This is a genomic window from Xanthomonas sp. F14 (genome assembly GCF_014199865.1).
In genome coordinates this window covers 614,607-637,662 of record NZ_JACHOM010000002.1, presented here as the reverse complement: position 1 = coordinate 637,662, position 23,056 = coordinate 614,607, and the positions used below count along the sequence as shown (strand labels likewise).

25 protein-coding genes are annotated in these 23,056 nt (G+C 66.2%); 16 read left to right on the top strand and 9 right to left on the bottom strand.

Annotated elements, in window-relative coordinates; translation table 11 throughout:
- Positions 1-46: 46 nt before the first annotated feature.
- The 4 genes from GGR73_RS11210 to GGR73_RS11195 all read right to left on the bottom strand — a co-directional run bounded on the left by GGR73_RS11210 (position 47) and on the right by GGR73_RS11195 (position 2,701).
- Positions 47-487 carry an OsmC family protein gene (locus GGR73_RS11210; RefSeq protein ID WP_016902361.1) on the bottom strand — a complete coding sequence of 147 codons (441 nt, stop codon included), beginning with the start codon at positions 485-487 and terminating at the stop codon, positions 47-49.
- A 224-nt stretch (positions 488-711) separates the two neighbouring features.
- Positions 712-1,659 carry an aspartate carbamoyltransferase catalytic subunit gene (locus tag GGR73_RS11205; RefSeq protein ID WP_016902360.1) on the bottom strand — a complete coding sequence of 316 codons (948 nt, stop codon included), beginning with the start codon at positions 1,657-1,659 and terminating at the stop codon, positions 712-714.
- A 15-nt stretch (positions 1,660-1,674) separates the two neighbouring features.
- Complete coding sequence (gene ruvX, locus GGR73_RS11200) at positions 1,675-2,142, bottom strand: Holliday junction resolvase RuvX (RefSeq protein WP_024939388.1); 468 nt, start codon at positions 2,140-2,142, stop codon at positions 1,675-1,677.
- Positions 2,135-2,701: a YqgE/AlgH family protein gene (locus GGR73_RS11195; RefSeq protein ID WP_011051924.1), complete on the bottom strand. Its 567-nt coding sequence runs from the start codon at positions 2,699-2,701 to the stop codon at positions 2,135-2,137. The genes ruvX and GGR73_RS11195 overlap by 8 nt, the downstream gene beginning before the upstream one ends.
- Positions 2,702-3,035: 334 nt before the next feature.
- Between GGR73_RS11195 and GGR73_RS11190 the strand changes: the two genes are divergently transcribed.
- A complete protein-coding gene (locus GGR73_RS11190; protein ID WP_184456920.1) occupies positions 3,036-3,581 on the top strand; it encodes a DNA-3-methyladenine glycosylase I in 546 nt (181 codons plus the stop codon).
- A gap of 137 nt (positions 3,582-3,718) precedes the next feature.
- Here GGR73_RS11190 and GGR73_RS11185 read toward each other — a convergent pair whose 3' ends face one another.
- The 3 genes from GGR73_RS11185 to GGR73_RS11175 all read right to left on the bottom strand — a co-directional run bounded on the left by GGR73_RS11185 (position 3,719) and on the right by GGR73_RS11175 (position 6,955).
- Positions 3,719-4,393 (bottom strand): YitT family protein, encoded by a 675-nt coding sequence (locus GGR73_RS11185; protein ID WP_024940756.1) that lies wholly within the window; start codon positions 4,391-4,393, stop codon positions 3,719-3,721.
- A 281-nt stretch (positions 4,394-4,674) separates the two neighbouring features.
- A complete protein-coding gene (locus tag GGR73_RS11180; protein ID WP_016902355.1) occupies positions 4,675-5,805 on the bottom strand; it encodes a PilT/PilU family type 4a pilus ATPase in 1,131 nt (376 codons plus the stop codon).
- A gap of 112 nt (positions 5,806-5,917) precedes the next feature.
- Positions 5,918-6,955, bottom strand: coding sequence for a type IV pilus twitching motility protein PilT (locus GGR73_RS11175; protein WP_003489919.1), 1,038 nt, complete (start codon positions 6,953-6,955; stop codon positions 5,918-5,920).
- 322 nt (positions 6,956-7,277) lie between these two features.
- Here GGR73_RS11175 and GGR73_RS11170 point away from each other — a divergent pair, with 322 nt between their 5' ends.
- The 7 genes from GGR73_RS11170 (at position 7,278) to GGR73_RS11140 (ending at position 12,314) form a co-directional block, all read left to right on the top strand.
- Positions 7,278-7,970, top strand: coding sequence for a YggS family pyridoxal phosphate-dependent enzyme (locus tag GGR73_RS11170; RefSeq protein ID WP_184433983.1), 693 nt, complete (start codon positions 7,278-7,280; stop codon positions 7,968-7,970).
- 61 nt (positions 7,971-8,031) lie between these two features.
- Complete coding sequence (gene proC / locus GGR73_RS11165) at positions 8,032-8,877, top strand: pyrroline-5-carboxylate reductase (RefSeq protein ID WP_039519851.1); 846 nt, start codon at positions 8,032-8,034, stop codon at positions 8,875-8,877.
- A 602-nt stretch (positions 8,878-9,479) separates the two neighbouring features.
- Entirely contained in the window at positions 9,480-9,905 is a 426-nt protein-coding gene (locus tag GGR73_RS11160) for an HU family DNA-binding protein (RefSeq protein ID WP_026064288.1), read from the top strand.
- A 135-nt stretch (positions 9,906-10,040) separates the two neighbouring features.
- Complete coding sequence (locus GGR73_RS11155) at positions 10,041-10,661, top strand: M23 family metallopeptidase (protein ID WP_167709251.1); 621 nt, start codon at positions 10,041-10,043, stop codon at positions 10,659-10,661.
- Positions 10,662-10,753: 92 nt separating this feature from the next.
- On the top strand, positions 10,754-11,062 hold the full coding sequence (locus tag GGR73_RS11150) for a DUF3861 family protein (RefSeq protein WP_024940752.1): 309 nt from the start codon (positions 10,754-10,756) through the stop codon (positions 11,060-11,062).
- Between the two features lie 279 nt (positions 11,063-11,341).
- Entirely contained in the window at positions 11,342-11,662 is a 321-nt protein-coding gene (locus GGR73_RS11145) for a hypothetical protein (protein WP_080639692.1), read from the top strand.
- A 55-nt stretch (positions 11,663-11,717) separates the two neighbouring features.
- Positions 11,718-12,314 (top strand): DUF1439 domain-containing protein, encoded by a 597-nt coding sequence (locus GGR73_RS11140; protein WP_016902348.1) that lies wholly within the window; start codon positions 11,718-11,720, stop codon positions 12,312-12,314.
- A 144-nt stretch (positions 12,315-12,458) separates the two neighbouring features.
- Here GGR73_RS11140 and GGR73_RS11135 read toward each other — a convergent pair whose 3' ends face one another.
- Positions 12,459-13,001, bottom strand: a complete 543-nt coding sequence (locus tag GGR73_RS11135) for a type 1 glutamine amidotransferase domain-containing protein (RefSeq protein ID WP_184456918.1) — start codon at positions 12,999-13,001, stop codon at positions 12,459-12,461.
- Positions 13,002-13,107: 106 nt separating this feature from the next.
- Complete coding sequence (locus GGR73_RS11130) at positions 13,108-13,575, bottom strand: SET domain-containing protein (protein WP_016902346.1); 468 nt, start codon at positions 13,573-13,575, stop codon at positions 13,108-13,110.
- Positions 13,576-13,749: 174 nt separating this feature from the next.
- Here GGR73_RS11130 and GGR73_RS11125 point away from each other — a divergent pair, with 174 nt between their 5' ends.
- The 8 genes from GGR73_RS11125 to GGR73_RS11090 all read left to right on the top strand — a co-directional run bounded on the left by GGR73_RS11125 (position 13,750) and on the right by GGR73_RS11090 (position 23,011).
- On the top strand, positions 13,750-14,208 hold the full coding sequence (locus GGR73_RS11125; RefSeq protein ID WP_016902345.1) for an SUF system Fe-S cluster assembly regulator: 459 nt from the start codon (positions 13,750-13,752) through the stop codon (positions 14,206-14,208).
- Positions 14,209-14,224: 16 nt separating this feature from the next.
- On the top strand, positions 14,225-15,682 hold the full coding sequence (sufB, locus tag GGR73_RS11120; protein ID WP_024938771.1) for a Fe-S cluster assembly protein SufB: 1,458 nt from the start codon (positions 14,225-14,227) through the stop codon (positions 15,680-15,682).
- A 109-nt stretch (positions 15,683-15,791) separates the two neighbouring features.
- The gene (sufC, locus tag GGR73_RS11115; protein ID WP_054591439.1) at positions 15,792-16,556 is read left to right on the top strand and encodes a Fe-S cluster assembly ATPase SufC; all 765 of its coding nucleotides are present in this window, start codon (positions 15,792-15,794) and stop codon (positions 16,554-16,556) included.
- Complete coding sequence (gene sufD / locus GGR73_RS11110) at positions 16,556-17,818, top strand: Fe-S cluster assembly protein SufD (protein WP_184456916.1); 1,263 nt, start codon at positions 16,556-16,558, stop codon at positions 17,816-17,818. Before sufC ends, sufD begins: the two co-directional genes overlap by 1 nt.
- Positions 17,815-19,059, top strand: a complete 1,245-nt coding sequence (locus tag GGR73_RS11105) for a cysteine desulfurase (RefSeq protein WP_102253733.1) — start codon at positions 17,815-17,817, stop codon at positions 19,057-19,059. The genes sufD and GGR73_RS11105 overlap by 4 nt, the downstream gene beginning before the upstream one ends.
- Positions 19,060-19,265: 206 nt before the next feature.
- Entirely contained in the window at positions 19,266-19,805 is a 540-nt protein-coding gene (locus tag GGR73_RS11100) for a GNAT family N-acetyltransferase (RefSeq protein WP_102581297.1), read from the top strand.
- A complete protein-coding gene (locus GGR73_RS11095) occupies positions 19,802-20,131 on the top strand; it encodes a non-heme iron oxygenase ferredoxin subunit (protein ID WP_024938766.1) in 330 nt (109 codons plus the stop codon). The genes GGR73_RS11100 and GGR73_RS11095 overlap by 4 nt, the downstream gene beginning before the upstream one ends.
- A 561-nt stretch (positions 20,132-20,692) precedes the next feature.
- Positions 20,693-23,011: a TonB-dependent siderophore receptor gene (locus GGR73_RS11090; RefSeq protein ID WP_184456913.1), complete on the top strand. Its 2,319-nt coding sequence runs from the start codon at positions 20,693-20,695 to the stop codon at positions 23,009-23,011.
- The last annotated feature ends 45 nt before the right edge of the window (positions 23,012-23,056 follow it).

Sequence of the window (23,056 nt, the reverse complement as noted above, 5' to 3'; positions counted from 1 at the left end):
CCGCCAGCTGCGTGCGCCGGCAGCCATCGCCGGCGCACGCAGGGAATCACGCCTGGTTGGAAAACTCGCTTTCCAGACTGATCGGCACAGCGCTCAGCGCCTTGGACACCGGGCAGTTCTTCTTCGCGGTGTCGGCCAGTTCGCGGAACTTGGCTTCGTCAATCCCCGGCACCACGGCCTTGAGCTTGAGGCGGATCTGCGACAGCTGCGGGCCGCCTTCCATCGACAGATCCACGTCTGCGCGCGTATCCAGCGAGGTCGGCGGAAAACCGGCTTCGCTCAGCTGTGCCGACAGCGCCATGGTGAAGCAGCCGGCGTGCGCGGCGGCGATCAGTTCTTCCGGGTTGGTGCCCTTCTCGTCGCCGAAGCGGCTGCTGAAGGCGTAGCGGGTCTTGTCCATCAGCCCGCTTTGCGGCGTGCTGAGCTGGCCCTTGCCGGTCTTGAGGTCGCCTTCCCAGTGAGCGGTGGCGTGACGCGAAATACCCATTGCGATCTCCTGCGATGAAAGGAGCGGCCACGATAGGCGAGTGGATGTTATGGCGTGGTGGCTGGATTCGGGAATCGGGAATCGGGAATCGGGAATCGGGAATCGGAAGAGCAGGCCGTGCGCGCGTCCTGATGGCAAGGGCTTTGCGAGCGTCTGCGCGGAAACGCACGGCCGGCGGCGGCCGCTACCGCAGTGTGGGTGCGCGGTCGCGTCGACGGGCTGGCTCAACCCAGCAGGGTTTCCAGTACGGCCATGCGCACCGCCACGCCGTTGGCGACCTGGCGCAGCACGCACGATTGCGCGCCGTCGGCGACTTCGTCGGTGATTTCCACGCCGCGGTTGATCGGGCCCGGGTGCAGCACGGCGGCGTCGCGGCCGGCGCGTGCCAGGCGCTCGCGGGTCAGCCCATAGACGGCGTGGTATTGCTCCAGCGACGGCACCAGGCCTTCTTCCATGCGCTCGCGCTGCAGGCGCAGCATCATCAATGCGTCGGCACCTTCCAGCATGGCGTCGAAGTCCTGGCCGACCACGCAACCATCCAGCATGTCGTCGTCGGGCAGCAGGCTGGCCGGACCGCAGACGCGGATCTCGCCGGCGCCCAGCGTGCGCAGTGCATGCAGGTCCGAGCGCGCAACGCGTGAGTGCTTCACGTCACCGACAATCACCACCTTGAGCTTGGAAAAATCGGTGCCCTTGGCCTGGCGCAGGGTGAGCATGTCGAGCAGGCCCTGGGTGGGATGCGAACTGCGTCCGTCACCGGCGTTGATCAAGGCAGTGCCCTCGCCTGCGGCCGCGGCCAGCGCTTCCACCGCACCGTCGTCGGGATGGCGCACCACGAAGCCGCGCACGCCCATCGCCTCGAGGTTCTTCAGCGTGTCGCGCGCGGTCTCGCCTTTGCGGGTGGACGAGGTGGAGGCATCGAAGTTGAGCACGTCCGCGCCCAGCCGCTGCGCAGCCAGATGAAACGAGCTGCGCGTGCGCGTGGACGGTTCAAAGAACAGCGTGCACACCGCGGTGCCGGCGAGCACGCTACGCTTGCCCACGCGCCCCACCGCCGCATCGCGGATCTGGCCGGCACGATCAAGCAGCTGCAGCAGCGTGGTGCGCGGCAGTCCTTCCAGGGTGAGCAGGTGGCGCAGGCGTCCGTCCGAATCGAGTTGCATGGTGGTCATCGCAGGTCGGGAGTGTCAGGGAAGAAGAGTGGCTTGGTCGGGCGCGGCCAACCAGCGTTCGACGATCACCGCGGCCGCCATCGCGTCCAGCGCCTCGGCATCGCGGCGGCGCTTGCGCCCGTCGGCGCGCTCGCGCGCGAAGCGCTGCGCGGCTTCGACCGAGCTGGAGCGCTCGTCGATCAGCACCACCGGCAGCGCATAGCGCTCGCGCAGTTGGCGGGCGAAGGCATGCGCGCGCTTGCGTGCGGGCTGGTCCTTGTCGTCCAGGGTCAGCGGGTCGCCGACCACCAAGCCGTCGGGGCGCCATTGCTTGTGCACGCGGTCCAGCGCGACCCAGTCCGGGCCATTGGCATGCACATTGATGACGGCCACCGCACGCGCACCGGCACCGAGCGCAGTGCCGATGGCCACGCCGATGCGGCGCGACCCCACGTCGAAGCCCAGCACCGTGCCATCCGGGCGGATCGCGCCCGCCTCAGGCATGCCCGGAATAATCCGTCAGCCGGAACAGATCCACGCCGATGCGCCCGGCAGCGGTCTGCCAGCGATCTTCCAGCGCGGTGGCGAACAGCACATTGGCATCCGACGGCGCGGTCAGCCAGCTGTTCTCGCCCAGTTCGAATTCCAGCTGACCCGCGCCCCAGCCGGCACAGCCCAGCGCCACCAGCGCATTGCGCGGGCCTTCGCCGGCCGCCATGGCTTCGAGAATGTCGCGCGAGGTGGTCAGGTAGACACCCTGCCCCACTTCCAGGCTGGAATCCCAGTCGCGCGCATCGTCGTGGATGACGAAACCGCGCTCCGGGTGCACCGGCCCGCCGCTGAGCACGATCTGCTCGCGCAGGTGCTCGTCGACGGTATCGATGCCCATTTGCGACAGGACCTCGCCCAGCGTGTATTCGGAAGGCCGGTTGACCAGCACGCCCATCGCGCCGTTCTCGTCGTGCTGGCAGATCAGCGCGACGCTGCGCGAAAAGGTGGGGTCGGACAGCGCCGGAAGCGCGATCAGCAGTTGGTTGGCCAGAGGCGTGGGCAAAACAGACATGGCCGCATTCTAGCCGTTCGCTTCGTCGCGCGCAGAGCCGCTGCCATACTTGCTGCACGCGGGCGGCACCGGACTGCCGATGCTGCCGATGACAGCGGCCTCGCAGACACCACCGATGGCACCCGGCAGGCAAGGCCGGCCCGTTCAGATTGCTGGCGGCTGCGCGGCGCGGACCCCGAGACTGCGCCGCACTGCGATCGATCTGCTACGGCACCGCAGTCGATGCGTGCACCCACGCGTCGCTGTTCGGTCGCTATCGTGGCGGGCCGGACTCCCGGCCGTCGCGCCGGCCGCTGGTCCACCTACACCTGCTCCACCTATCAACAGGCATCTCATGAGCGGCTACTGCAGCATCGCCCCGGGCCATCCGGTCCACGGGCACTACCACGACCACGAATACGGCTTCCCGCAGCGCGACGAGCGCGAGCTGTTCGAGCGCCTGGTGCTGGAGATCAATCAGGCCGGGCTGAGTTGGGAAACCATCCTGCGCAAGCGCAGCAACTTCCAGCGCGCCTACGACGGCTTCGACGTGGACACGGTGGCCGCCTATGGCGAGAGCGACATTGCGCGACTGCTCGGCGATGCCGGCATCATCCGCAACCGGTTGAAGGTGCTGGCCGCCATCCACAATGCGCAGGTCATCCAGCAGTTACGCGCCTCGCACGGCAGTTTCGCGCAATGGCTGGATGCACAGCATCCGCTCGACAAAACCGCCTGGGTCAAGCTGTTCAAGAAGACCTTCCGCTTCACCGGCGGCGAGATCACCGGCGAGTTCCTTATGAGCCTGGGCTACCTGCCCGGCGCGCACCATGCCGATTGCCCGGTGTTTAAGCGCATCCAGGCGCTGTCGCCGCCGTGGCTGCAGCACGGCAAGGCCTAGCGGCTACGTCAGCGAGCAGACGCCGGCGGGGAGCTGTACTGCGCACAGTTGCGGTGGCAATGCGCATTTGCCGCTCCGGCGTGATGGGTGCCGCTGCCGATCGCAGCGGCACCAAGGGCTTCAGGTAACGCGTTGGATCAAACGCCCATATAACGATGCGGGCGGTGATTGAACATCAGCACCAGGCTCAGCATCAACGCACCCAGCGCCGAGTACAGCACCTTGTCCGGGGTGAGGACGCTGAAGGCGACCAGCATCAGCATCGCATCGAAACTCATCTGCACCTTGCCGGCGCTCCAGCCGCGTTCGCGCTGCAGGTACACCGCCAGGATGCCGATGCCTCCCAGGCTACCGCGGTGGCGGATGAAGAACAGGATGCCCAGGCCCGCCAGCGCGCCGCCGACGATCGCCGAAAACAGCGTGCTGATGTGCGCGTAATCGGCCCAGCGCGGCAGCAGGTCGGTGAGCGCACCGCAGGCGCCTACCGCGGCAAAGGTCTTCAGGGTGAATTCCCAGCCCATGCGGCGCACGCTCAGCCAATAGAACGGCAGGTTGACCAGCACGAACACCAGGCCGAAGTTCCAGTGCAGCGCGTAATGCAGCAGGAACGCCACGCCGGCCATGCCGCCGATCATCAGGCCGCCCTTGGCGAAGATCGCCAGGCCCAGCGAAGCCACCAGCGTCGCCAGCACCATGCCCTGCACGTCCTCGGCCACCGAGTGGTGAAACGCGTGATCGTCGGCCGGGGTGCCGGCCGAATCCGGTGGCGGCGTCAACGGACCGGAAGTCATCACTGTGCCGTCGTCGGGCAACGGCTGTTGCTCCGGACGGAGATCGGAATCGGGAAGGCTCACGGGCTGGGCACTGCGGTGGGGTGCGGATATTAGACACTATCGGCCCGCCTGGTTACATCTGAAACATCACCCCACGCGTGCGTTGCGACGTTGCACGGTCATCGGCCATGGCGGCGCCCGCCGCCGGCATCGCGTGCGAAACAGCTGTACGCAGGACGCTGCAGCGAAGCCGACGCAGGCCATCCCGCCTCCATGCACGCCCGGCCATCCGCCACGGCGTGCCGCGCTCCTGCAGGCGCTCAGCGAACCTCGGCGATCTCCACGCCATCCAGGCCCTGCGCCAGGGTCTTGGCGTCGCCGCCCTGCGACAGCTTGATGCGCAGGCGCACCTCGTTCTGCGAGTCGGCGTAGCGCAGCGCGTCTTCGTAGCTGATCTCACCGGCCTGGTACAGCTCGAACAGACTCTGGTCGAAGGTGCGCATGCCCAGGTTGGTGGACTCCTTCATGATCTCCTTGAGCTTGTGGATCTCGCCGTCGCGGATGTAGTCCTGCACCAGCGGTGTGCCTAGCATGATCTCCATCGCCACGCGGCGGCCGCGGCCATCCGGGGTCGGAATCAACTGCTGCGCGACCACGCCCTTGAGATTGAGCGACAGGTCCATCAGCAACTGGTTGCGGCGGTCTTCCGGGAAGAAGTTGATGATACGGTCCATCGCCTGGTTGGCGTTGTTGGCGTGCAGGGTGCACAGCACCAGATGGCCGGTTTCGGCGAAGGCCACGGCATGATCCATGCCTTCGCGGGTGCGCACCTCGCCAATCATGATCACGTCCGGCGCCTGGCGCAGGGTGTTTTTCAGCGCGTTTTCCCAGCTGTCAGTATCGATGCCGACTTCGCGCTGGGTGATGATGCAGCCCTCGTGCTTGTGCACGAATTCGATCGGGTCTTCGATGGTGATGATGTGCCCGGTGGAATTCTGGTTGCGGTAACCGATCATCGCCGCCAGCGAGGTGGACTTGCCGGTGCCGGTGGCGCCGACGAAGATGATGATGCCGCGCTTGGTCATCGCCAGCGTCTTGATCACCGGTGGCAGGCTCAACTCTTCCACCGTGGGGATGCGCGTTTCGATCCGGCGCAGCACCATGCCGACCTGGTTGCGCTGGTAGAAGCAGCTCACGCGAAAGCGCCCGACCCCGGACACGCCGATGGCGAAATTGCACTCGTGGGTCTTTTCGAATTCTTCGCGCTGCGACGGCGTCATCACGTTCAACACCAGATCGCGGCTCTGTTGCGCGGTCAGCGGGGTCTGGGTGATCGGACTGATCTTGCCGTGCACCTTGATCGCCGGCGGCATCCCCGAGGTGATGAACAGATCCGACGCCTTCTGGTGCGCCATCAGCTTGAGGAAGGAGGTGAAGTCGATGGTGCTCATGGCGTGCTCCTCGGGAGCAGGGATTCGGGATGGGAGATTCGGGATTCGCAAGAGCGGGGTCCGGTCAGGGAGCCGCCGTTGCGAACCCCCAATCCCGAATCCCGAATCCCGGCTACTCGAATATCCGCTTGTCCTTGGCGTACTCGCGTGCCTGGTTGCGCGTGATCAGGCTGCGCTTGACCAGGTCCTGCAGATGCTGGTCCAGCGTCTGCATGCCGTATTGCTGGCCGGTCTGGATCGAGGAATACATCTGCGCCACCTTGTCCTCGCGGATCAGGTTGCGGATGGCCGGGGTGCCGACCATGATTTCCCAGGCCGCGGTGCGTCCGCCGCCGACCTTCTTCAGCAGCGCCTGCGAAATCACCGCGCGCAGCGACTCGGACAGCATCGAGCGCACCATCGGCTTTTCGCCGGCCGGAAACACGTCGATGATGCGGTCGATGGTCTTGGCCGCCGAGCTGGTGTGCAGGGTGCCGAACACCAGGTGGCCGGTTTCGGCGGCGGTCAGCGCCAGGCGGATGGTTTCCAGATCGCGTAATTCGCCGACCAGGATGATGTCTGGATCTTCGCGCAGCGCCGAACGCAGCGCTTCGTTGAAGCCGTGCGTATCGCGGTGCACTTCGCGCTGGTTGATCAGGCACTTCTGCGAGGTATGCACGAATTCGATCGGATCCTCGACCGTGAGGATGTGGCCGTATTCGTTCTTGTTGATGTAGTCGATCATGCCGGCGAGCGTGGTCGACTTGCCCGAACCGGTCGGGCCGGTGACCAGGATCAAACCCTGCGGCTGGTCGATCAACTGGCGGAAGATCGGCGGGCAGCCCAGGTCCTCCAGCGTCAGCACTTCGGACGGAATGGTGCGGAACACCGCACCGGCGCCGCGGTTCTGGTTGAACGCATTGACGCGGAAGCGCGCCAGCGACGGAATCTCGAACGAGAAGTCGACCTCGAGGAATTCCTCGTAATCGCGACGCTGCTTGTCCGACATGATGTCGTAGACCAGCGCGTGCACCTGCTTGTGGTCCAGGGCCGGAATATTGATGCGACGGACATCGCCATCGACACGGATCATCGGCGGCAAGCCGGCCGACAGATGCAGGTCCGATGCCTTGTTTTTGACGGAAAACGCCAATAGTTCAGCGATATCCATGCGCTGCTTTTCCCCTAGGCTGCGATTGGAAGGTACTCCCCGAGCGGCAGTATAGCGTTCTGGCTGCTGGCGGGAAGCGGCGCGCGGCCGGTTCAGGCCGGCGCCGTCGGGCGCGCCTGAAGGCGTTGGTTTGGGCACGCGGTGCGGGCACGGTCCTTGCCTGGGCCAGCGCCGCGCCGATCGCCAGCTCGCCCCGCCTGTGGGCAGGCTCGGCGCGGGCTGGCGCCACTGCAGCGTCATCGCCGGCCCGATCCGACGCGCCGGCTGGAAGGACGCAGCCGGGGGCGGCACTATAGCGTTCCTTTCCCGACTGGATTGCAACGTGCCGGCTTCGTCGCTGCAGCAGATTCTCGATGCCATCCACGCCGCCGCGGCTCGGCACGCGCGCGCCGATGTGCGCCTGCTGGCGGTGTCCAAGACCCGGCCGGCAGATGCGGTTGCCGCGTTGGCGGCGCAGGGCCAGCGCGCATTCGGCGAAAACTACGTGCAGGAAGCGCAAAGCAAGATTGCTCAACTGCAGACGCTCGGCCTGGAGTGGCACCTGATCGGCCACCTGCAATCCAACAAGGCCGAACTGGCCAGCCAGTGGTTCGACTGGGTGCAGACCGTGGACCGCGCCAAGCTGATCGCGCCGCTGGCCAACCACCGCCCGGCCGGTCGCGCACCCTTGAATGTGCTGATCCAGGTCAACATCGACGACGAGGACAGCAAGCACGGTTGCGCGCCGGAGGCGGTCGACGGCCTGGCCGCGGCCATCGCGCTGCAGCCGCGGCTGCAACTGCGCGGCCTGATGGCGATTCCCGCGCCATTCCCCGAGCAGGCGCGCCGCATGGCAGCGTTTACCCGCATGCAGGCACTGTTCGAAGAACTCAAGCACCGCTACCCGCAGGTGGATACCTTGTCGATGGGCATGAGCTCGGATTTTGCCGAAGCGATCGCGGCCGGCGCGACCATGGTGCGGGTCGGGACTGCGTTGTTCGGCGAACGCGGCTCGTCGGCTGCTGCAGCATCCTGACCGTCCGTCCCGATCGGCCTCGCGTAGCGCATCGCCGTTTCCTCTTACTTAAGGTGTCGCAATGACTCTGCCTTCCTCGCCCGCGCCTTCCGCTGCAATCACCGCATTCGTCGGCGGCGGCAACATGGCGCGCAGCCTGATTGCCGGGCTGATCCGCCAAGGCGTGCCCGCGGCCAGCATCCGCGTCGCCGAGCCGGTGGCCGAACTGCGCGATGCGCTGTCGCGCGACTTCGGCGTGCATGCGGTGGAGCAGGCGCGCAGCGCCGTGGACGGCGCAGCCATCTGGGTGCTGGCGGTCAAGCCGCAGGTGCTGCCAGCGGTATGCGCGCAGCTGGCCGATCTTGCGCAGGCGCAGCAGCCGCTGCTGCTGTCCATCGCCGCCGGCATCACCGCTCCGCAGCTGGAGCGCTGGTCCGGCGGCGAGCTTGCGGTGGTGCGCGCAATGCCCAACACACCCGCCCTGCTCGGTGCCGGCGTCACCGGCTTGTATGCCAATCCACGCGTCTCCGACGCGCAACGCGCGCAGGCAACCGGCCTGCTGGAGAGCGCCGGCGTCACCGTCTGGATCGACGACGAGGCGCAGATGGATGCGGTGACCGCGGTCTCCGGCAGCGGGCCAGCCTATGTGTTTCTGCTGGCCGAAGCGATGGAAGCCGCCGCGCAGGCGCAAGGCCTGCCAGCCGACACCGCACGCACGCTGGTGCTGCAGACCCTGCTCGGTGCCTCGCGCATGCTGACCGAATCGGGCGAAGCACCGGAGCTGCTCCGCCGCCGGGTGACCTCGCCCAACGGCACCACGCAGGCGGCAATCGAGACATTTCAGGCCGGCCAGTTCGAAGCGCTCACCGCCAAGGCGATTGCCGCAGCGACCGAGCGCGGCCGTAGCCTGTCGGCGGCCAATGATTAGTCGACCGGTGACGGGACATCGTCCAAAGCAGGAATGTCTTGCAGCGGCCGGCCGTGCCGCGCGCGGGAGTGCCACGGCGACCGTGCAGTGGAACCGTCACGACACGTCGCGCATCGGCGCCTGCCAGGTGCAGGAAAAAACCCGGCGCACGTGACTGGCGCAGATGGCAGCAACAGCGCGAACGCAGCGGGTCGACGGATCAAAACAAGGCCTCAGGAACACGCACCAACAGCCGGCGACGCCAGACGTCTCCTGCAAGGCGTAGCCACGCAGCAACGCTGATCGCGGCAGCGAACGCCACCGCCAGCTGCACGCCGTAGCCACTCCTCAGCGGCGAGCTCGATGCAAAACGCACACACGGCTTCGCGCAAACGATCTGCTGCTATGCGTCAGACACCGCATCGCCCTGCGCCTCGTAGCCGTGTGGACAGCGCTTTCGCGGAGGTTTTCTGCCGCCGGTGAACGAATCCCCGTCAAAAGACGCTTTTTTTCGGTTGTTTCATCGTTTCCCTATTGGCGGCGCGCAGCAGTTGCCCTACATTTCGCGTTGCCGACTGGGTCGGCAGACCCAACACCACCAACGATCACGGAACACATAACTCATGGCAAAAACCGCCGCTAAGAAGGCTGCCCCCAAGAAGGCAGTGAAAAAGGTCGCCGCGACCAAGACCGCAAAGCCGGCCAAGGCCGCTGCTGCCAAGTCCGCTGCGCCGAAGCCGATCAAGGAAGCGCTGAGCAAGACCGGCCTGGTCGCGCACATTGCCGAATCCACCCAGCTGGCTCCGAAGGACGTCCGCGCTGTTCTGGCGACGCTGGAATCGGCCGCTCATTCGTCGCTGAGCAAGAAGGGCGCCGGCTCGTTCACCCTGCCGGGCATGCTGAAGCTGACCAGCGTCCATGTGCCGGCCAAGCCGAAGCGCAAGGGCATCAACCCGTTCACCAAGGAAGAGCAGACCTTTGCAGCGAAGCCGGCCAGCTTCAAGGTCAAGGCTCGCCTGCTGAAGAAGTTGAAGGACGCCGCGCTCTAATCGAGCACGCCTGCGTTGTCACGAAGGCGGCCTGCGGGCCGTCTTTTTTGTGCGCGCGCGTGACCGCCCGCATCACTCCCCACATGCCGCTCATCGCCGCTTGCCTACCCTGTACGCTGATTTGCAACGCAGCAGGTGCATGTGACCGATCCGTCGTCTCCTCGCCCACCCACACCGCCGTCATCGGCAACCCGCAGCCCCGCGCGCCGCCTGCGCCGGCTGCTGGTGTCGATTGCGCTGCTGTGCGCCCTGGGTGTGGCCGCGCGTTGGGCATGGCAGTTGCCGGTCGCCGAACAACTGCGTACCAGTTGGGAGCTGTCGCGCATGCCGCCACCCGTGCAGTTGTCGGTTCCGGTCGAAGGCGTGCAGGCGCGCCGAATCGCCGATACCTTCGGCGCACCGCGCGGTCGCGACCGACGCCATGCCGGCGTGGATATCTTCGCGCCGCGCGGCACGCCGGTGCTGTCCGCAACACGCGGGGTGGTCAGCGCCATCCGCGATCAAGGCCTGGGCGGCAAGCAGGTCTGGGTGCTCGGGCCGGCGATGGAGCGCCATTACTACGCGCACCTGGACGATTGGGCCGCCGGGTTGGCCGTTGGCGATGTCGTCGAGCCCGGCACAGCGCTCGGCATGGTCGGCACCACCGGCAACGCGCGCGGCACGCCGCCACATCTGCACTATGGTGTCTATGGGCGCAACGGTGCGTACGATCCACTGCCGCTGCTGCGCAAACCCGTGCCACAGCCGGCACAGTGAGCATGCTGGAACACTGCGTCATGGCCTGAGCTATCGAGGCCGTTGCTGGCTACGCCTATGGTGGAGTCAGCCCAAGGAACGACGCCCTCTCCATGTCCCGAAAACGCTATCGCATTACGGTCACGCCCATCGAGAGCGATGGCCGCCCCTGCAGCGATCGCTGCACCATCGAATTCGAACAGCGCTCGCGGGCCGACTGGATGCGGCTGCTCGAGGAGCTGCACCTGCGACGCGATCTGAGCAGCGACGAATGCGCGGCGCTGACGGTCGGCTCGCAGCTGCTGGAAGACCTGGCCGCCCGCCCGCGCGCGCAGCCAAGCGATGCACTGGAGGCCTTGCGGCCAAAACTGCAGTTGCTGCTGGAACGCCTGCAACGCGTGCAACCGGCCGCCGGCACCTGAGACCGGCGTCGCGGCGACCGCTACACTGCGCGCATCGGGGACGGGAGATGCGCCATGCGTGGGTTGGGGATCGTCATGCTGGCAACGGCAATCGCCGGTTGCAGTTGCCATCGCAGCGCTGACAAAGAAACGGGCAACGCGGCAGCGTCCTCGCACGTTGACGCGGCGACGCAAACGCCGACTACCGCCACCACAGACAACACGCCCGCACGACCCGCAAGCGATGCCACCCCTGACGATGCGGTTGCGCGCGCCAACTTCGCCAAAGCAAGCGCGACCGTGCAGCGATACCTGGGCGCGTTGCCAGGTGCGGCACGTGGCGATGCCGATGCACTGTGGAGCGGCGGTCGTCCTGCCCCGGTGCCGGACGATGCGGCGCTGCGCGGTATCGGCAATATCCAGTCGATGCGTATCAATAACGACGCGCCCATCGCACTGGATCAGGAACAGCCCCCGCGCCGGATCGAAGTGCCTGTGCAATTGATCGTGCGCACCGACACCGGCACTCAACGCCTGGTCGGCGCCTACCGGCTGCAGCCGCGCAGCGGCAGCGACGACTGGGAGATCTACTCGGCCACCCTGCACCCGGTATTGCGCTAACCCACGGTTCACCGGCACCGACTAAGGTGATCGCACCTGTTGCCGGAGTCACCCGATGAAACTGCGTTCGCTTGCCGGATCCATGCTTGCCCTCGCTCTGGCGCTACCCACGACCAGCGCGTGGGCGACCCCGCAGATCCAGGGACACCAGATCAGCGTACAGGGCAGCGACCTGCAGCAATTCCTGGGTGGCCGCTTCCCGCAGACGCACGATGCACTGGGCGGCCTGGTCGAGATGACGGTCAGCAATCCGGCACTATCGCTGCCGCCGGGCGACCGGCTCAAGATGGCCTTCGACCTGGCGCTCGCCACTGCCGGCGGCGCGCCTGCACCGGTCGGCAATGTGACCTTGACCAGCGCACTGCGCTACGACACGGCCAAGCAGGGCTTTTATCTCGATCAGCCCACCATCGATGATTTCCGGCCGGCCAACGCTGGTGCAAAACTCGACCACAGCACCCGCCAGCTGCTCAATGCCTGGCTGGCCGATTACGCGCGCAAGGAGCCGATCTATCGCATCGATCCGGCCATCGCGGCGGTGATGGGCAATGTGCAGGTGGAGTCGGTCGGCATCCAGAACGGCCGCGTCGCGGTGAATTTCAACCAGAACATCGAGCAGCTGGTGCCGGCCGCTGCACTGTCCGGGAAATAGGCTGACGCGCCAGTTGCGACGCATGGCTTGAAACACGCCGTCATGCCGTCGCGCCGATCTGCGCAAGCGGCCCTCGGATCAAGACAAAGGCCCGGCATCACCACGCCGGGCCTTTGTTTTCATCTCAACGTTGCAAGGGACCGATCAGGCCACCAGGGCCTTGGCCACTGCAGCGGTAAAGGCCGGGATATCGTCGGGCTTGCGGCTGGTGATCAGCGACCCGTCGACAACCACCTCCGCATCCTGCCAGCGTGCGCCGGCATTGCGCAGGTCGGTCTTGACCGACGACCACGAGGTGACGTCGCGGTCGCGAACCAGATCGCTTTCCACCAGCAGCCACGGGCCGTGGCAGATCGCCGCAACGGGCTTGTCGGCACTGGCAAAGGCCTGGATGAATACGATCGCCTTGGCGTCACCGCGCAAGGTGTCGGGGTTGAGCACCCCGCCAGGCAGCACCAGCGCATCGTAGCTGTCGACCTTGGCCTGATCCAGCCGCTGGTCCACCGGCACCGAATCGCCCCAATCGGTCTTGTTCCAGGCGCGAATCTGCGCAGCGTCGCCGGGCGCAATCACATCGACCTTGGCGCCCCAGGATTCCAGCAGGCGCTTGGGCTCAATGAGTTCGGATTGTTCGAAGCCATCGGTGGCCAGCACTGCGATGGTCTTGCCGGAGAGCGAATACGACATGCGGGAGCTCCTTACTGAAAAGAAGCCCGCACGCTAGGCGTGCGCCTGTTGCGCACGAGTGAATCGATGTGTGCGCCGCGTCAGTGCGGCGCCAGGACACTGCTGCTCAGCGCTTGGGCTGCAGCATCGTGCCGGTGCAGTTCTTCGACCCGCAGCGGCATGCCCAGATCTTCTTCAGACGCGGCGTATGCCGCTCGGCCAGGGTGATGCCGTAGTTGTAGGTGAGCTCTTCGCCGGCCTTGATCGCGCGCTTGGCCTCAATGAAGATCTTGTCCTTGCTGCGGTCGTCGCCCTCGGCTTCTTCGATCACCGCCTCGCAATTGGGGTTGCAGCTGTGGTTGATCCAGCGCGCGACATTGCCTTCGTAATTGGCATCCAGCACGTAGTCGTCGCTGAGCGTGAACAGGAAGGTGTGGCCGCTCTCCACATCGCCGGTGTCATCGGCATCCACTTCCGCGTGCGTGCGCAGGCGCCCCTTGTACTGGATGATGCGCTCGCCCTTGCGGAGCGCGGCGAGGGCGAACATGCCATTGCCGTGGATACGTGACTTGCGGGCGGCAACTTTGCGCGACATGAAGGGGTCCAGTGATGGGGCCGCTCATTGTGACTGCAGTGCGACGATGCGCCAAGCACAAGCGCAGCAGTACCCGCAACGGCTGCTGCTTGCCGGCGGCTGAACCAGGCAGGTGGCCCTGCCCTGGCTAAAAGCGTACAATTTCGGTCCGCTTTAGGATTTATCGCCTTCCTCATGTTGCGCGTCACCAAACTCACCGATTACGCCACCGTCGTGCTGACCGTGCTGGCAGCGCGCTGCGGCCAGGTGCTCAGCGCCAGCGAACTTGCCGAGCAGGCCGGCCTGGAAGCGCCGACCGTGAGCAAGATCCTCAAGCCGCTATCGCAGGCGGGCCTGGTCGAAGGGCTGCGCGGCGTGCACGGCGGCTACCGGCTGGCGCGCGCGGCCAGCGAGATCACGCTGGTGGAAATCGTCGAGGCGATGGAAGGCCCGCTGGCGATCACCGAATGCAGCCAGGACCACAGCCAGTGCGGCATCGCGCAGACATGCGGGGTGCGTTCCAACTGGCGCCTGATCAACGACGTGGTCGGCGATGCATTGCGTCGCGTCACGCTCGCACAGATGTTGCAGCCCCTCTCTCTCCCTGGCGACAGCCGTCGGCGTTCCATCGCCGCACGCGTCGCGACCACCTGACCCTGTAGGCAGCCCGATGGCCACCGAACTTGCACCCCCGCAGAATGCCGAAATTATCGAACGGCTGGGCCGACGCTATGACGCCGGCTTCATCACCGAGATCGAATCGGACTCGCTCCCGCCCGGCCTGGACGAGGATGTCATCCGTGCCTTGTCGGCCAAGAAGGACGAGCCGCAATGGATGACCGATTGGCGTCTTGAGGCGTATCGCCACTGGCTGAAGATGCCGATGCCGGAATGGGCGAAGCTGAAGGTCTCGCCGATCGACTTCCAGGCGCTGAGCTATTACTCCGCGCCCAAGGGCCCGAAGTACGCCTCGCTGGACGACGTGCCCAAGGAACTGCTCGACACCTACGACAAGCTCGGCGTGCCGTTGCACGAGCGCGCCCGGCTGGCCGGCGTGGCGGTGGATGCGGTGTTCGACTCGGTCTCGGTCGGCACCACCTTCCGCAAGGAACTGGCCGAAAAGGGCGTGATCTTCTGCTCGATGTCCGAGGCGATCAAGGAACATCCGGAGATCGTCAAACAGTATCTGGGCAGCGTGGTGCCGGTCGGCGACAACTATTTCGCCGCGCTCAACTCGGCGGTGTTCTCCGACGGCAGCTTCGTGTTCATTCCTGCGGGCGTGCGTTGCCCGATGGAACTGAGCACCTATTTCCGCATCAATGCCGGCCACACCGGGCAGTTCGAGCGCACCCTGATCGTGTGCGAGGACAAGGCCTACGTGTCGTATCTGGAAGGCTGCACCGCGCCAATGCGCGATGAAAACCAGCTGCACGCGGCGGTGGTCGAGCTGGTGGCGCTGGAAGATGCCGAGATCAAGTATTCGACCGTGCAGAACTGGTACCCGGGCGACGAGGAAGGCCGCGGCGGCATCTACAACTTCGTCACCAAGCGTGCCGAATGCCGTGGCGCGCGCAGCAAGGTCACCTGGACCCAGGTCGAAACCGGCTCGGCGATCACCTGGAAGTATCCGTCCTGCGTGCTGATCGGCGACGACTCGGTCGGCGAGTTCCACTCGGTGGCGCTGACCCATCACCGTCAGCAGGCCGACACCGGCACCAAGATGATCCACATCGGCAAGCGCACCAAGAGCAAGATCGTCAGCAAGGGCATCAGTGCAGGCCGCGGACAGAACACCTATCGCGGTCTGGTCAAGGTGGACCGCAATGCCGACGGCGCGCGCAACTACACCCAGTGCGACTCGTTGTTGATCGGCAAGCAGTGCGGCGCGCACACCTTCCCCTATATCGAGGTGAAGAATCCCGGCGCCACCGTCGAGCACGAGGCCACCACCTCCAAGATCAGCGACGACCAGCTGTTCTATTGCCGCGCGCGCGGCATCAGCCAGGAAGACGCGGTGTCGCTGATCGTCGACGGCTTCTGCAAGCAGGTATTCCGCGAGCTGCCGATGGAGTTCGCGGTGGAAGCCAAGAAGCTGCTGGAAGTCTCGCTGGAAGGCAGCGTCGGCTGACGCTGCCTGCAGGGATTCGGCATTGGAGATTGGAGATTCGCAACGTCCCGCTCCCTGCCATCCTGGCTCTTCTGCTGTTACCAATCCCAAATTTCGAATAACCAATCCCATGCTTACGATCAACAACCTCCACGCCAGCATTGCCGGCAAAGACATCCTCAAGGGCCTGTCGCTGGACATCCAGCCGGGCCAGGTGCACGCCATCATGGGCCCCAACGGCGCGGGCAAATCCACGCTGGGCAACGTGCTGGCCGGGCGCGACGGCTATGAGGTCAGCGCCGGCAGCGTGCAGTTCGAAGGCAAGGACCTGCTCGAGCTGCCGCCGGAAGAACGCGCCGCCGCCGGCCTGTTCCTGGCCTTCCAGTACCCGGTGGAAATTCCCGGCGTCAACAACACCTACTTCCTGCGTGCCGCACTCAATGCGCAGCGCAAGGCGCGTGGCGAAGACGAGCTGGACTCGATGCAGTTCCTCAAGCTGGTGCGGCAGAAGCTGGCCGTGCTGCATCTGAAGGACGAGCTGCTGCATCGCGGCGTCAACGAAGGCTTCTCCGGTGGCGAAAAGAAGCGCAACGAGATCTTCCAGCTGGCCGTGCTCGAGCCCAAGCTCGCCATCCTGGACGAGACCGATTCGGGCCTGGACATCGATGCGCTCAAGAGCGTGGCCGACGGCGTCAACGCGCTGCGCTCGCCGGAGCGTTCGTTCCTGGTGATCACCCACTATCAGCGCCTGCTCGACTACATCACCCCGGACGTGGTGCATGTGCTGGCCGAAGGCCGCATCGTGCAGAGCGGCGGCCCGGAACTGGCGCTGGAGCTGGAAAAGCACGGCTACCACTTCCTCAAGGACCGCGTGGTGCCCGAGGCGGCTGCCTGATGAGCGCCCTGCTGGAATCCCTCGCCCGCGGCTTCAGCGGTAACGATGCGCGCCGGGTCGAACTCGATGCCGCGCTGCAGGCCGGCCTGCCCGGCCCGCGCGCCGAAGCCTGGAAGTACACCTCGCTGCGGCAGCTGGAGCGGCGCAGCTTCCAGCCCGCGCCGCTGGTGCCGACGCTGATCGATGCCGCGCTGCTGGACGAGATCCCGTCGCCGCGGCTGGTGTTCGTCAACGGCCGCCCGTCCGACGCATTGAGCGACCTGTCGACACTGCCGGACGGCGTGCAGCTGGACACTTTGTCAGCGTCGCTGGCCGCCGGCGACGAGGCGCAGCAGTTGCTCGGCCGCCGTTTCGAAGGCAGCGATGAAATCTTTGCGCGCCTCAACGCTGCGCTTGCCGACGAAGGCGTACTGGTGCGCGTGCAGGACGGCGCGCAGATCGAGGCGCCGCTGCATCTGGTCTTCATCGGCGTGGCCGGCGAGCACGACCTGTCCTGGCACCACCGTCACCTGATCGAACTGCGTGCCGGCGCGGCACTGAACGTGGTCGAGCACCACCTGCATGTCGGCGATGCCGCGCATCTGCACAACAGTCTGATGCATGTGCATCTGGCCCAGGATGCGGTGCTGTCGCATGCGCGCGTGCAGGCCGACAGCGCGCACGCAACGTCGCTGCTACGCACCGATGCGGTGCTGGCGCGCAATGCGCGCTACCAGCGCGTGGACCTGGAACTGGGTGCCAACCTGTCGCGCCACGAGCTCAACGTGCGCCTGGAAGGCAACAACGCCCAGCTCACCGCCAATGGCGTGCTGCTCGGCAACGGCCGCCGCCATGTCGATACACGTCTGGGCATCGCGCACATCGCACGCGACACCACCTGCGAGCTGGTCTGGCGCGGCGTGGGCGCCGATCGCAGCCGGGTGGTCTTCCACGGCGGCATCAACATCCGCCCGGGCGCCGATGGCACCGACGCGCGGCTGTCGAACAAGAATCTGCTGCTGTCGGCCAACGCCGAGATCGACACTCAGCCGGTGCTGGTGATCGATGCCGAGGAAGTGCAGGCCGCGCATGGCGCCACCGTCGGCCAGCTCGACGACAATGCCTTGTTCTATCTGCGCTCGCGCGGCCTGCCGCAGGCCGAGGCGCAGCGCCTGTTGAGCGCGGCGTTCTGCCACGAGCCGCTGCGCGTGCTCCCCGCCGCGCTGACTGCGGTGCTGGCGCTGCAGCTGGACCGCGCACTGGCCTCGGCAGGCGTGGCATGAACGCGCCCGCCGCCACGCAACTGGCCGCGCCGGACTGGGAGCGCGTGCGCTCGGATTTCCCGCTGCTGATGCGGCAGGTGCATGGCAAGCCGCTGATCTATTTCGACAACGCCAACACCGGGCAGAAGCCGCTGCAGGTCATCGCCGCAACCGACGAGTTCTATCGCCGTCAGAACGCCAATGTGAGCCGCGCGGTGCATGCGCTGGGCACCGAGGCCACCGACGCCTTCGAAGGCGCGCGCAGCAAGCTCGCCCGCTTTCTCAACGTGCGTGCCGACGAACTGGTGCTGTGCAGCGGCACGACCTTTGCAATCAATCTGGTGGCCTATTCCTGGGCGCTGCCGCGCCTGGGCGCCGGCGATGTGATCCTGATTTCGCGCATGGAGCACCACGCCAACATCGTGCCGTGGCAACTGGTGGCGCAACGCACCGGCGCGAGCATCCGCGTGGCCGAGATCACCCCGGACGGCGCGCTGGATCTGGATGCCTTGCGCAAGGCGATGACGCCGGAGGTCAAGCTGCTGGCGATCACGCATGTGTCCAATGTGCTGGGCACGGTCAATCCAGTGCGCGAGATCTGCCGCGAGGCGCGCAAGCGCGGCATCGTCACCGTGGTGGACGGCTCGCAGGCCGCGCCGCATCGGCGTATCGACGTGGCCGGCATCGGCTGCGATTTCTACGCCATCACCGGCCACAAGATGTGCGGGCCCACCGGCACCGGCGCGCTGTGGGCGCGGCGCGAACACCTGCAGGCGATGCCGCCGTTCCTGGGCGGCGGCGAGATGATCAAGGAAGTCAGCTTCGAGGGCACGGTGTTCAACGATGCCCCGCACAAGTTCGAAGCCGGCACGCCCAACATCGCCGGTTTCATCGGCCTGGGCGCGGCAGTCGATTACCTGGAGTCGGTCGGGCTGGCGCACGTGGAAGCGCGCGAAGCCGAGCTGCTGGCGCATTTCACCGAAGAGCTGCAGCGCATCGACGGCCTGCGCATCTTCGGCACTACGCCGGACAAGGCCGCGGTGGTGTCGTTCCTGATCGAAGGCGCGCATGCCCACGACCTGGCCACCCTGCTCGACCTGGAAGGCGTCGCGGTCCGCTCGGGCCAGCACTGCGCGCACCCGCTGCTGCAGTACTACGGCGTCGCCGCCACCTGCCGTGCCTCGCTGGCGTTCTACAACACGCATGACGAGATCGAGCGCTTCGTTGCTGCGTTGGTGAAGGTGCGTCGCCTGCTGGGTTGACGGCGGGGATTGGGGATTCGGCATTAGGGATTCGGAAGACCCCTTCGCCGCCTTGCAGCGCGTGCGCCAGACCTCCGTGCGTTGGCGCACGTGCCCATGGCAAGACACAGCGCAACGTCCCAATCCGGACACCCGACACGGTGCAAGAAACAGCGTTCTCGCGCTTTTACGAATCCCCAATCCCGACTCCCGCTAAACTGCTCCCCATGCAGACCACCACCTTCCGTACCGCCACCGTCGACGACATCGACGCCCTTGTGTCGCTGGTGACCTCGGCCTATCGCGGCGATGTCAGCCGCGTTGGCTGGACCACCGAGGCCGATTTTCTCGACGGCGCGCGGATCGATCCTGCGGTGTTGCGCGAGGACCTGTTGCGCGACCGCAGCCTGGTGCTGCTGGTTGAACAGGACGGGCGCCTGCGGGCCTGCGCGCATATTGCCGACGACCACGGTGCCGGCTACTTCGGCATGTTTGCGGTGGATCCCTCGCTGCAGGGCGGCGGGCTGGGCAAGACGCTGCTGGCCGAGGCCGAGCGTATCGCCTACACCGAGTGGCAGCTGCCGGTGATGCGCATGACGGTGATCGACATCCGCGATGAGCTGATCGCGTTCTACGAGCGACGCGGTTACCGCCGCACCGGCGTCTTCAAACCGTTCCCGTATGGCGACGCGCGTTTCGGCGTGCCGCTGCGCCAGGACCTGCGCTTCGAGGTGCTGGAAAAACCGCTTGGCGGCGCAGCGCCGTGAGCGACACCTGGACCTTCGTCTGCGCCAGCGAGGCGCTGCTGCCCGGCGAACTGCAGACCGTCTGGGATGAGGTGACCGACACCCCGATCGTCATCTTCAACCTCGACGGCGAGCTGTACGCGCTGGAAGACCGCTGCAGCCACGAAGACTACGAATTGTCGCCGGGTACGTTCGACCCGGCAGAAGGCAGCATCGAGTGCCTGCTGCACAGCGCCCGCTTCGACATCCGCGACGGCCGCCCGCTGTGCGCACCGGCCTACACCGCGGTGCCCAAGTTCCCGGTCAAGCGCGAACACGGCGGCATCTGGACTCGCGACGACCGCTGACACCGGCCGGACCCGTGGGTGACACGGTCGCCATGAGCGCAGACCGCTCAGGACGCTAATCCGCAGTCCCGTCCCGTTCGGCGCGTGCCCGGCGTGCGCAGATCCGCGCCCCGCAGGACGAAGACGTGCTGCCACGCCAGCGAGCGACCAGCCTTGCAAGCAACACCTTGGCCCACCACCAGGCGCAAACCGCGCGGTGCCCCATGCCGCGTCGATCGCCGCAATGGCCTGGCACCTCAGCCAGCGCGATTGCCCCCGTGCATGGCGCCAGCCGACAAAGATTGCAAAGAAGAATGATTTGCATTTAAGATCGCAGCCCTTCAGGCCTTCTTAACAACTGGCCTGCCCTGCGATCCCCATGCGCCCAGCTCTGTTCGACACTTTTTTCCCGATCCTGCCCCGCATGCGCCTTGCTGCGCAGCGCCTGTGCGTGTCCGGAGACTGGTCGGGCCGACTGGCCGCCTCCGGCTAGCGGGCACGCATTCCCCGATCCGCCTTCCCATCCCGCATCCGCCGAGCCATCGCCAGGCCGGAGCCTCTCTTTCTTCTTCGAGACGCCTCATGACTCCCAGGATTTCCCCGCTCACTTCGGCCGTGTTGCTGACGCTGTCCGCTCCTGCCCTCGCCCAGCCTGGCGATGCGCCGGCGCCTCCGGGCGCGGTCGATCTGGACGCCATCCGGGTGCAGCAGGAACGCGCGCAGAAGCCGTCCTCGCCCAAGTACACCGAGGTGCTGCGCGACACGCCGCAGACGATCACCGTGGTCACCAAGCAGACCATGGACCAGCAGAACCTGCTGTCGCTGCGCGATGTGCTGAGCACCCTGCCCGGCATCACCTTCGGCGCCGGCGAAGGCGGCGGTGGCTATGGCGACAGCATCAACCTGCGCGGCTTCACCGCCAGCAGCGACATCACCACCGATGGCGTGCGCGACAGTGCGCAGTACAGCCGCAGCGACACCTTCAACCTGGAAGCGGTGGAGCTGATCAACGGCGCCAACTCGGCGATGTCCGGCGCCGGCTCGGTCGGCGGCAACATCAATCTGGTCACCAAGACCGCCGGCCAGGGCGACTTCAGCCACGTCGTGGTCGGTGGCGGCAGCGACCGCTATGGCCGGCTGACCGCCGACAGCAATTACGATTTCGAAAACGGCACCGCCGTGCGCCTGAATGCGATGGGCCACACCCAGGACGTGCCGGGACGCGACGAGGAGTTCCGTCATCGCTGGGGCTTTGCGCCGTCGGTGGCGTTCGGCCTGGGCTCGGATACCCGCTTCACCCTGAGCTACCTGCACCAGCACGACAACAACCTGCCGCAGTACGGCGTGCCGTTCGCACTCAGCCCGTTCAACGACGGCCCGCTGCCGGGCGTGGACCCGGAAACCTTCTTCGGTTACCGCAATACCTCGCGTCAGGAAATCGACGTGGACATGCTGACCGGCGTGCTGGAAATGGATTTCGACGACAACGTCAAACTGCGCAGCCTGGCGCGCGTGCAGCGCGTCGACCAGACCACCAATGCCACCGCACCGCAGGGCACCTGGTGCCTGCCCAACGGCACCGACCCGTACACCGGCCGCGCCTGCGTCGGCCAGCCGGCGGCCAGCTGGAACCCCAACAGCGGCCCCCGCGGCCTGGTCCGCGAGACGGAAAACTTCATCGCGCACAGCCAGACCGACCTGACCGCTACCTTGCATACCGGCGCCATCGAGCACCGTGTGGTCGCAGGCGTGGCCTTCAGCAAGGAAGATTTCGAACTCAATAGCGGCACCACCTTCCGCAATGCCGATGGCTCCACCACCGGCATCACCTACCCGGTGCAGTCCTTCGACAATCCGTACAACATCTGGACCGGCCCGCAGAATTACTTCCGCACCGGGCGCAGCAAGGGCAGCCTGACCAATCAGGCGGTGTACCTGTTCGACACGCTGCAGTTCAACGAACAGTGGATGCTCAACCTCGGCGGCCGCTACGAGCACAACGAAGGCGACAGCACCACCTACACCGTCAACGCCGCCGGCAACGTCACCGGTGTGAGCGCGGGCTTCCCGGCCGGCAGCGAAGAGGACCTGTTCTCGTATCGTGCCGGCCTGGTATTCAAGCCGGCTGAGAACGCCAGCCTGTATCTGTCCTACGCCAACAGCAAGACGCCGTCCAAGGCCTCGGTCAACGGCTCGTGCACGCCGATCGCCACGGCCACGGCCGGTGCCAACTGCAATGTCGAACCGGAGACGGCGGTCAACATCGAACTGGGCGGCAAGTGGGACGTGCTGGACCAGCGCTTGGCACTGACCGCTGCGCTGTTCCGCAACGAGCGCAAAAACTACAAGGTCAACAGCGGCGATCCGTTGATCCCCGAGCAGGTGCTGGATGGCAAGGCACGCGTGGACGGCATCGCGCTCGGCGCCGCCGGTTACCTGACCGACCGCTGGTCGATCTTCGCCAACTACACCTTCCTGGACAGCGAAGTGCTGCAGAGCGTGTCCAACCGCACCGAGAGCCTCACCGGCGACCCGGTGGCCGGACGCGACCTGGTGCAGACCCCGCGCAATGCCGGCAACATCTGGACCACCTACACGCTCAATCAGTGGACCTTCGGCTACGGCGTCACCTATCAGGGCGGTTTCTATCCCAACAACGCCTCGGCCGCGGCCTATCGCAAGACCGACGACTACTGGGTGCACCGCGCGATGGTCGGCCTGCGCGTCAACGACTGGCTCAGCCTGCAGTTGAACGTCAACAACCTGTTCGACGAGGAGTACTACACCAGCGTGCGCAACAACCTCACCGTCAATGCGGCCGGCACCGCCACCGCCGGCAGTGGCTGGGCACTTCCGGGCGAAGGCCGCTCGGCGGTGTTGAGCGCCACCTTCAGTTTCTGACCCACTGGCACGCCGTCCGCACGACGCGGGCGGCGTGGAGACCAC

Bases quoted from the DNA above. Each gene is read 5' to 3' on its own strand.
- GGR73_RS11210 (WP_016902361.1), bottom strand. From the start codon at position 487: ATGGGTATTTCGCGTCACGCCACCGCTCACTGGGAAGGCGACCTCAAG.
- GGR73_RS11125 (WP_016902345.1), top strand. From the start codon at position 13,750: ATGTTGCGCGTCACCAAACTCACCGATTACGCCACCGTCGTGCTGACC.
- GGR73_RS11105 (WP_102253733.1), top strand. From the start codon at position 17,815: ATGAACGCGCCCGCCGCCACGCAACTGGCCGCGCCGGACTGGGAGCGC.
- GGR73_RS11135 (WP_184456918.1), bottom strand. From the start codon at position 13,001: ATGTCGTATTCGCTCTCCGGCAAGACCATCGCAGTGCTGGCCACCGAT.
- sufD (WP_184456916.1), top strand. From the start codon at position 16,556: ATGAGCGCCCTGCTGGAATCCCTCGCCCGCGGCTTCAGCGGTAACGAT.
- GGR73_RS11160 (WP_026064288.1), top strand. From the start codon at position 9,480: ATGGCAAAAACCGCCGCTAAGAAGGCTGCCCCCAAGAAGGCAGTGAAA.
- sufB (WP_024938771.1), top strand. From the start codon at position 14,225: ATGGCCACCGAACTTGCACCCCCGCAGAATGCCGAAATTATCGAACGG.
- GGR73_RS11190 (WP_184456920.1), top strand. From the start codon at position 3,036: ATGAGCGGCTACTGCAGCATCGCCCCGGGCCATCCGGTCCACGGGCAC.
- GGR73_RS11140 (WP_016902348.1), top strand. From the start codon at position 11,718: ATGAAACTGCGTTCGCTTGCCGGATCCATGCTTGCCCTCGCTCTGGCG.
- GGR73_RS11100 (WP_102581297.1), top strand. From the start codon at position 19,266: ATGCAGACCACCACCTTCCGTACCGCCACCGTCGACGACATCGACGCC.
- proC (WP_039519851.1), top strand. From the start codon at position 8,032: ATGACTCTGCCTTCCTCGCCCGCGCCTTCCGCTGCAATCACCGCATTC.
- GGR73_RS11150 (WP_024940752.1), top strand. From the start codon at position 10,754: ATGTCCCGAAAACGCTATCGCATTACGGTCACGCCCATCGAGAGCGAT.
- GGR73_RS11130 (WP_016902346.1), bottom strand. From the start codon at position 13,575: ATGTCGCGCAAAGTTGCCGCCCGCAAGTCACGTATCCACGGCAATGGC.
- GGR73_RS11195 (WP_011051924.1), bottom strand. From the start codon at position 2,701: ATGTCTGTTTTGCCCACGCCTCTGGCCAACCAACTGCTGATCGCGCTT.
- ruvX (WP_024939388.1), bottom strand. From the start codon at position 2,142: ATGCCTGAGGCGGGCGCGATCCGCCCGGATGGCACGGTGCTGGGCTTC.
- sufC (WP_054591439.1), top strand. From the start codon at position 15,792: ATGCTTACGATCAACAACCTCCACGCCAGCATTGCCGGCAAAGACATC.
- GGR73_RS11175 (WP_003489919.1), bottom strand. From the start codon at position 6,955: ATGGATATCGCTGAACTATTGGCGTTTTCCGTCAAAAACAAGGCATCG.
- GGR73_RS11205 (WP_016902360.1), bottom strand. From the start codon at position 1,659: ATGACCACCATGCAACTCGATTCGGACGGACGCCTGCGCCACCTGCTC.
- GGR73_RS11090 (WP_184456913.1), top strand. From the start codon at position 20,693: ATGACTCCCAGGATTTCCCCGCTCACTTCGGCCGTGTTGCTGACGCTG.
- GGR73_RS11180 (WP_016902355.1), bottom strand. From the start codon at position 5,805: ATGAGCACCATCGACTTCACCTCCTTCCTCAAGCTGATGGCGCACCAG.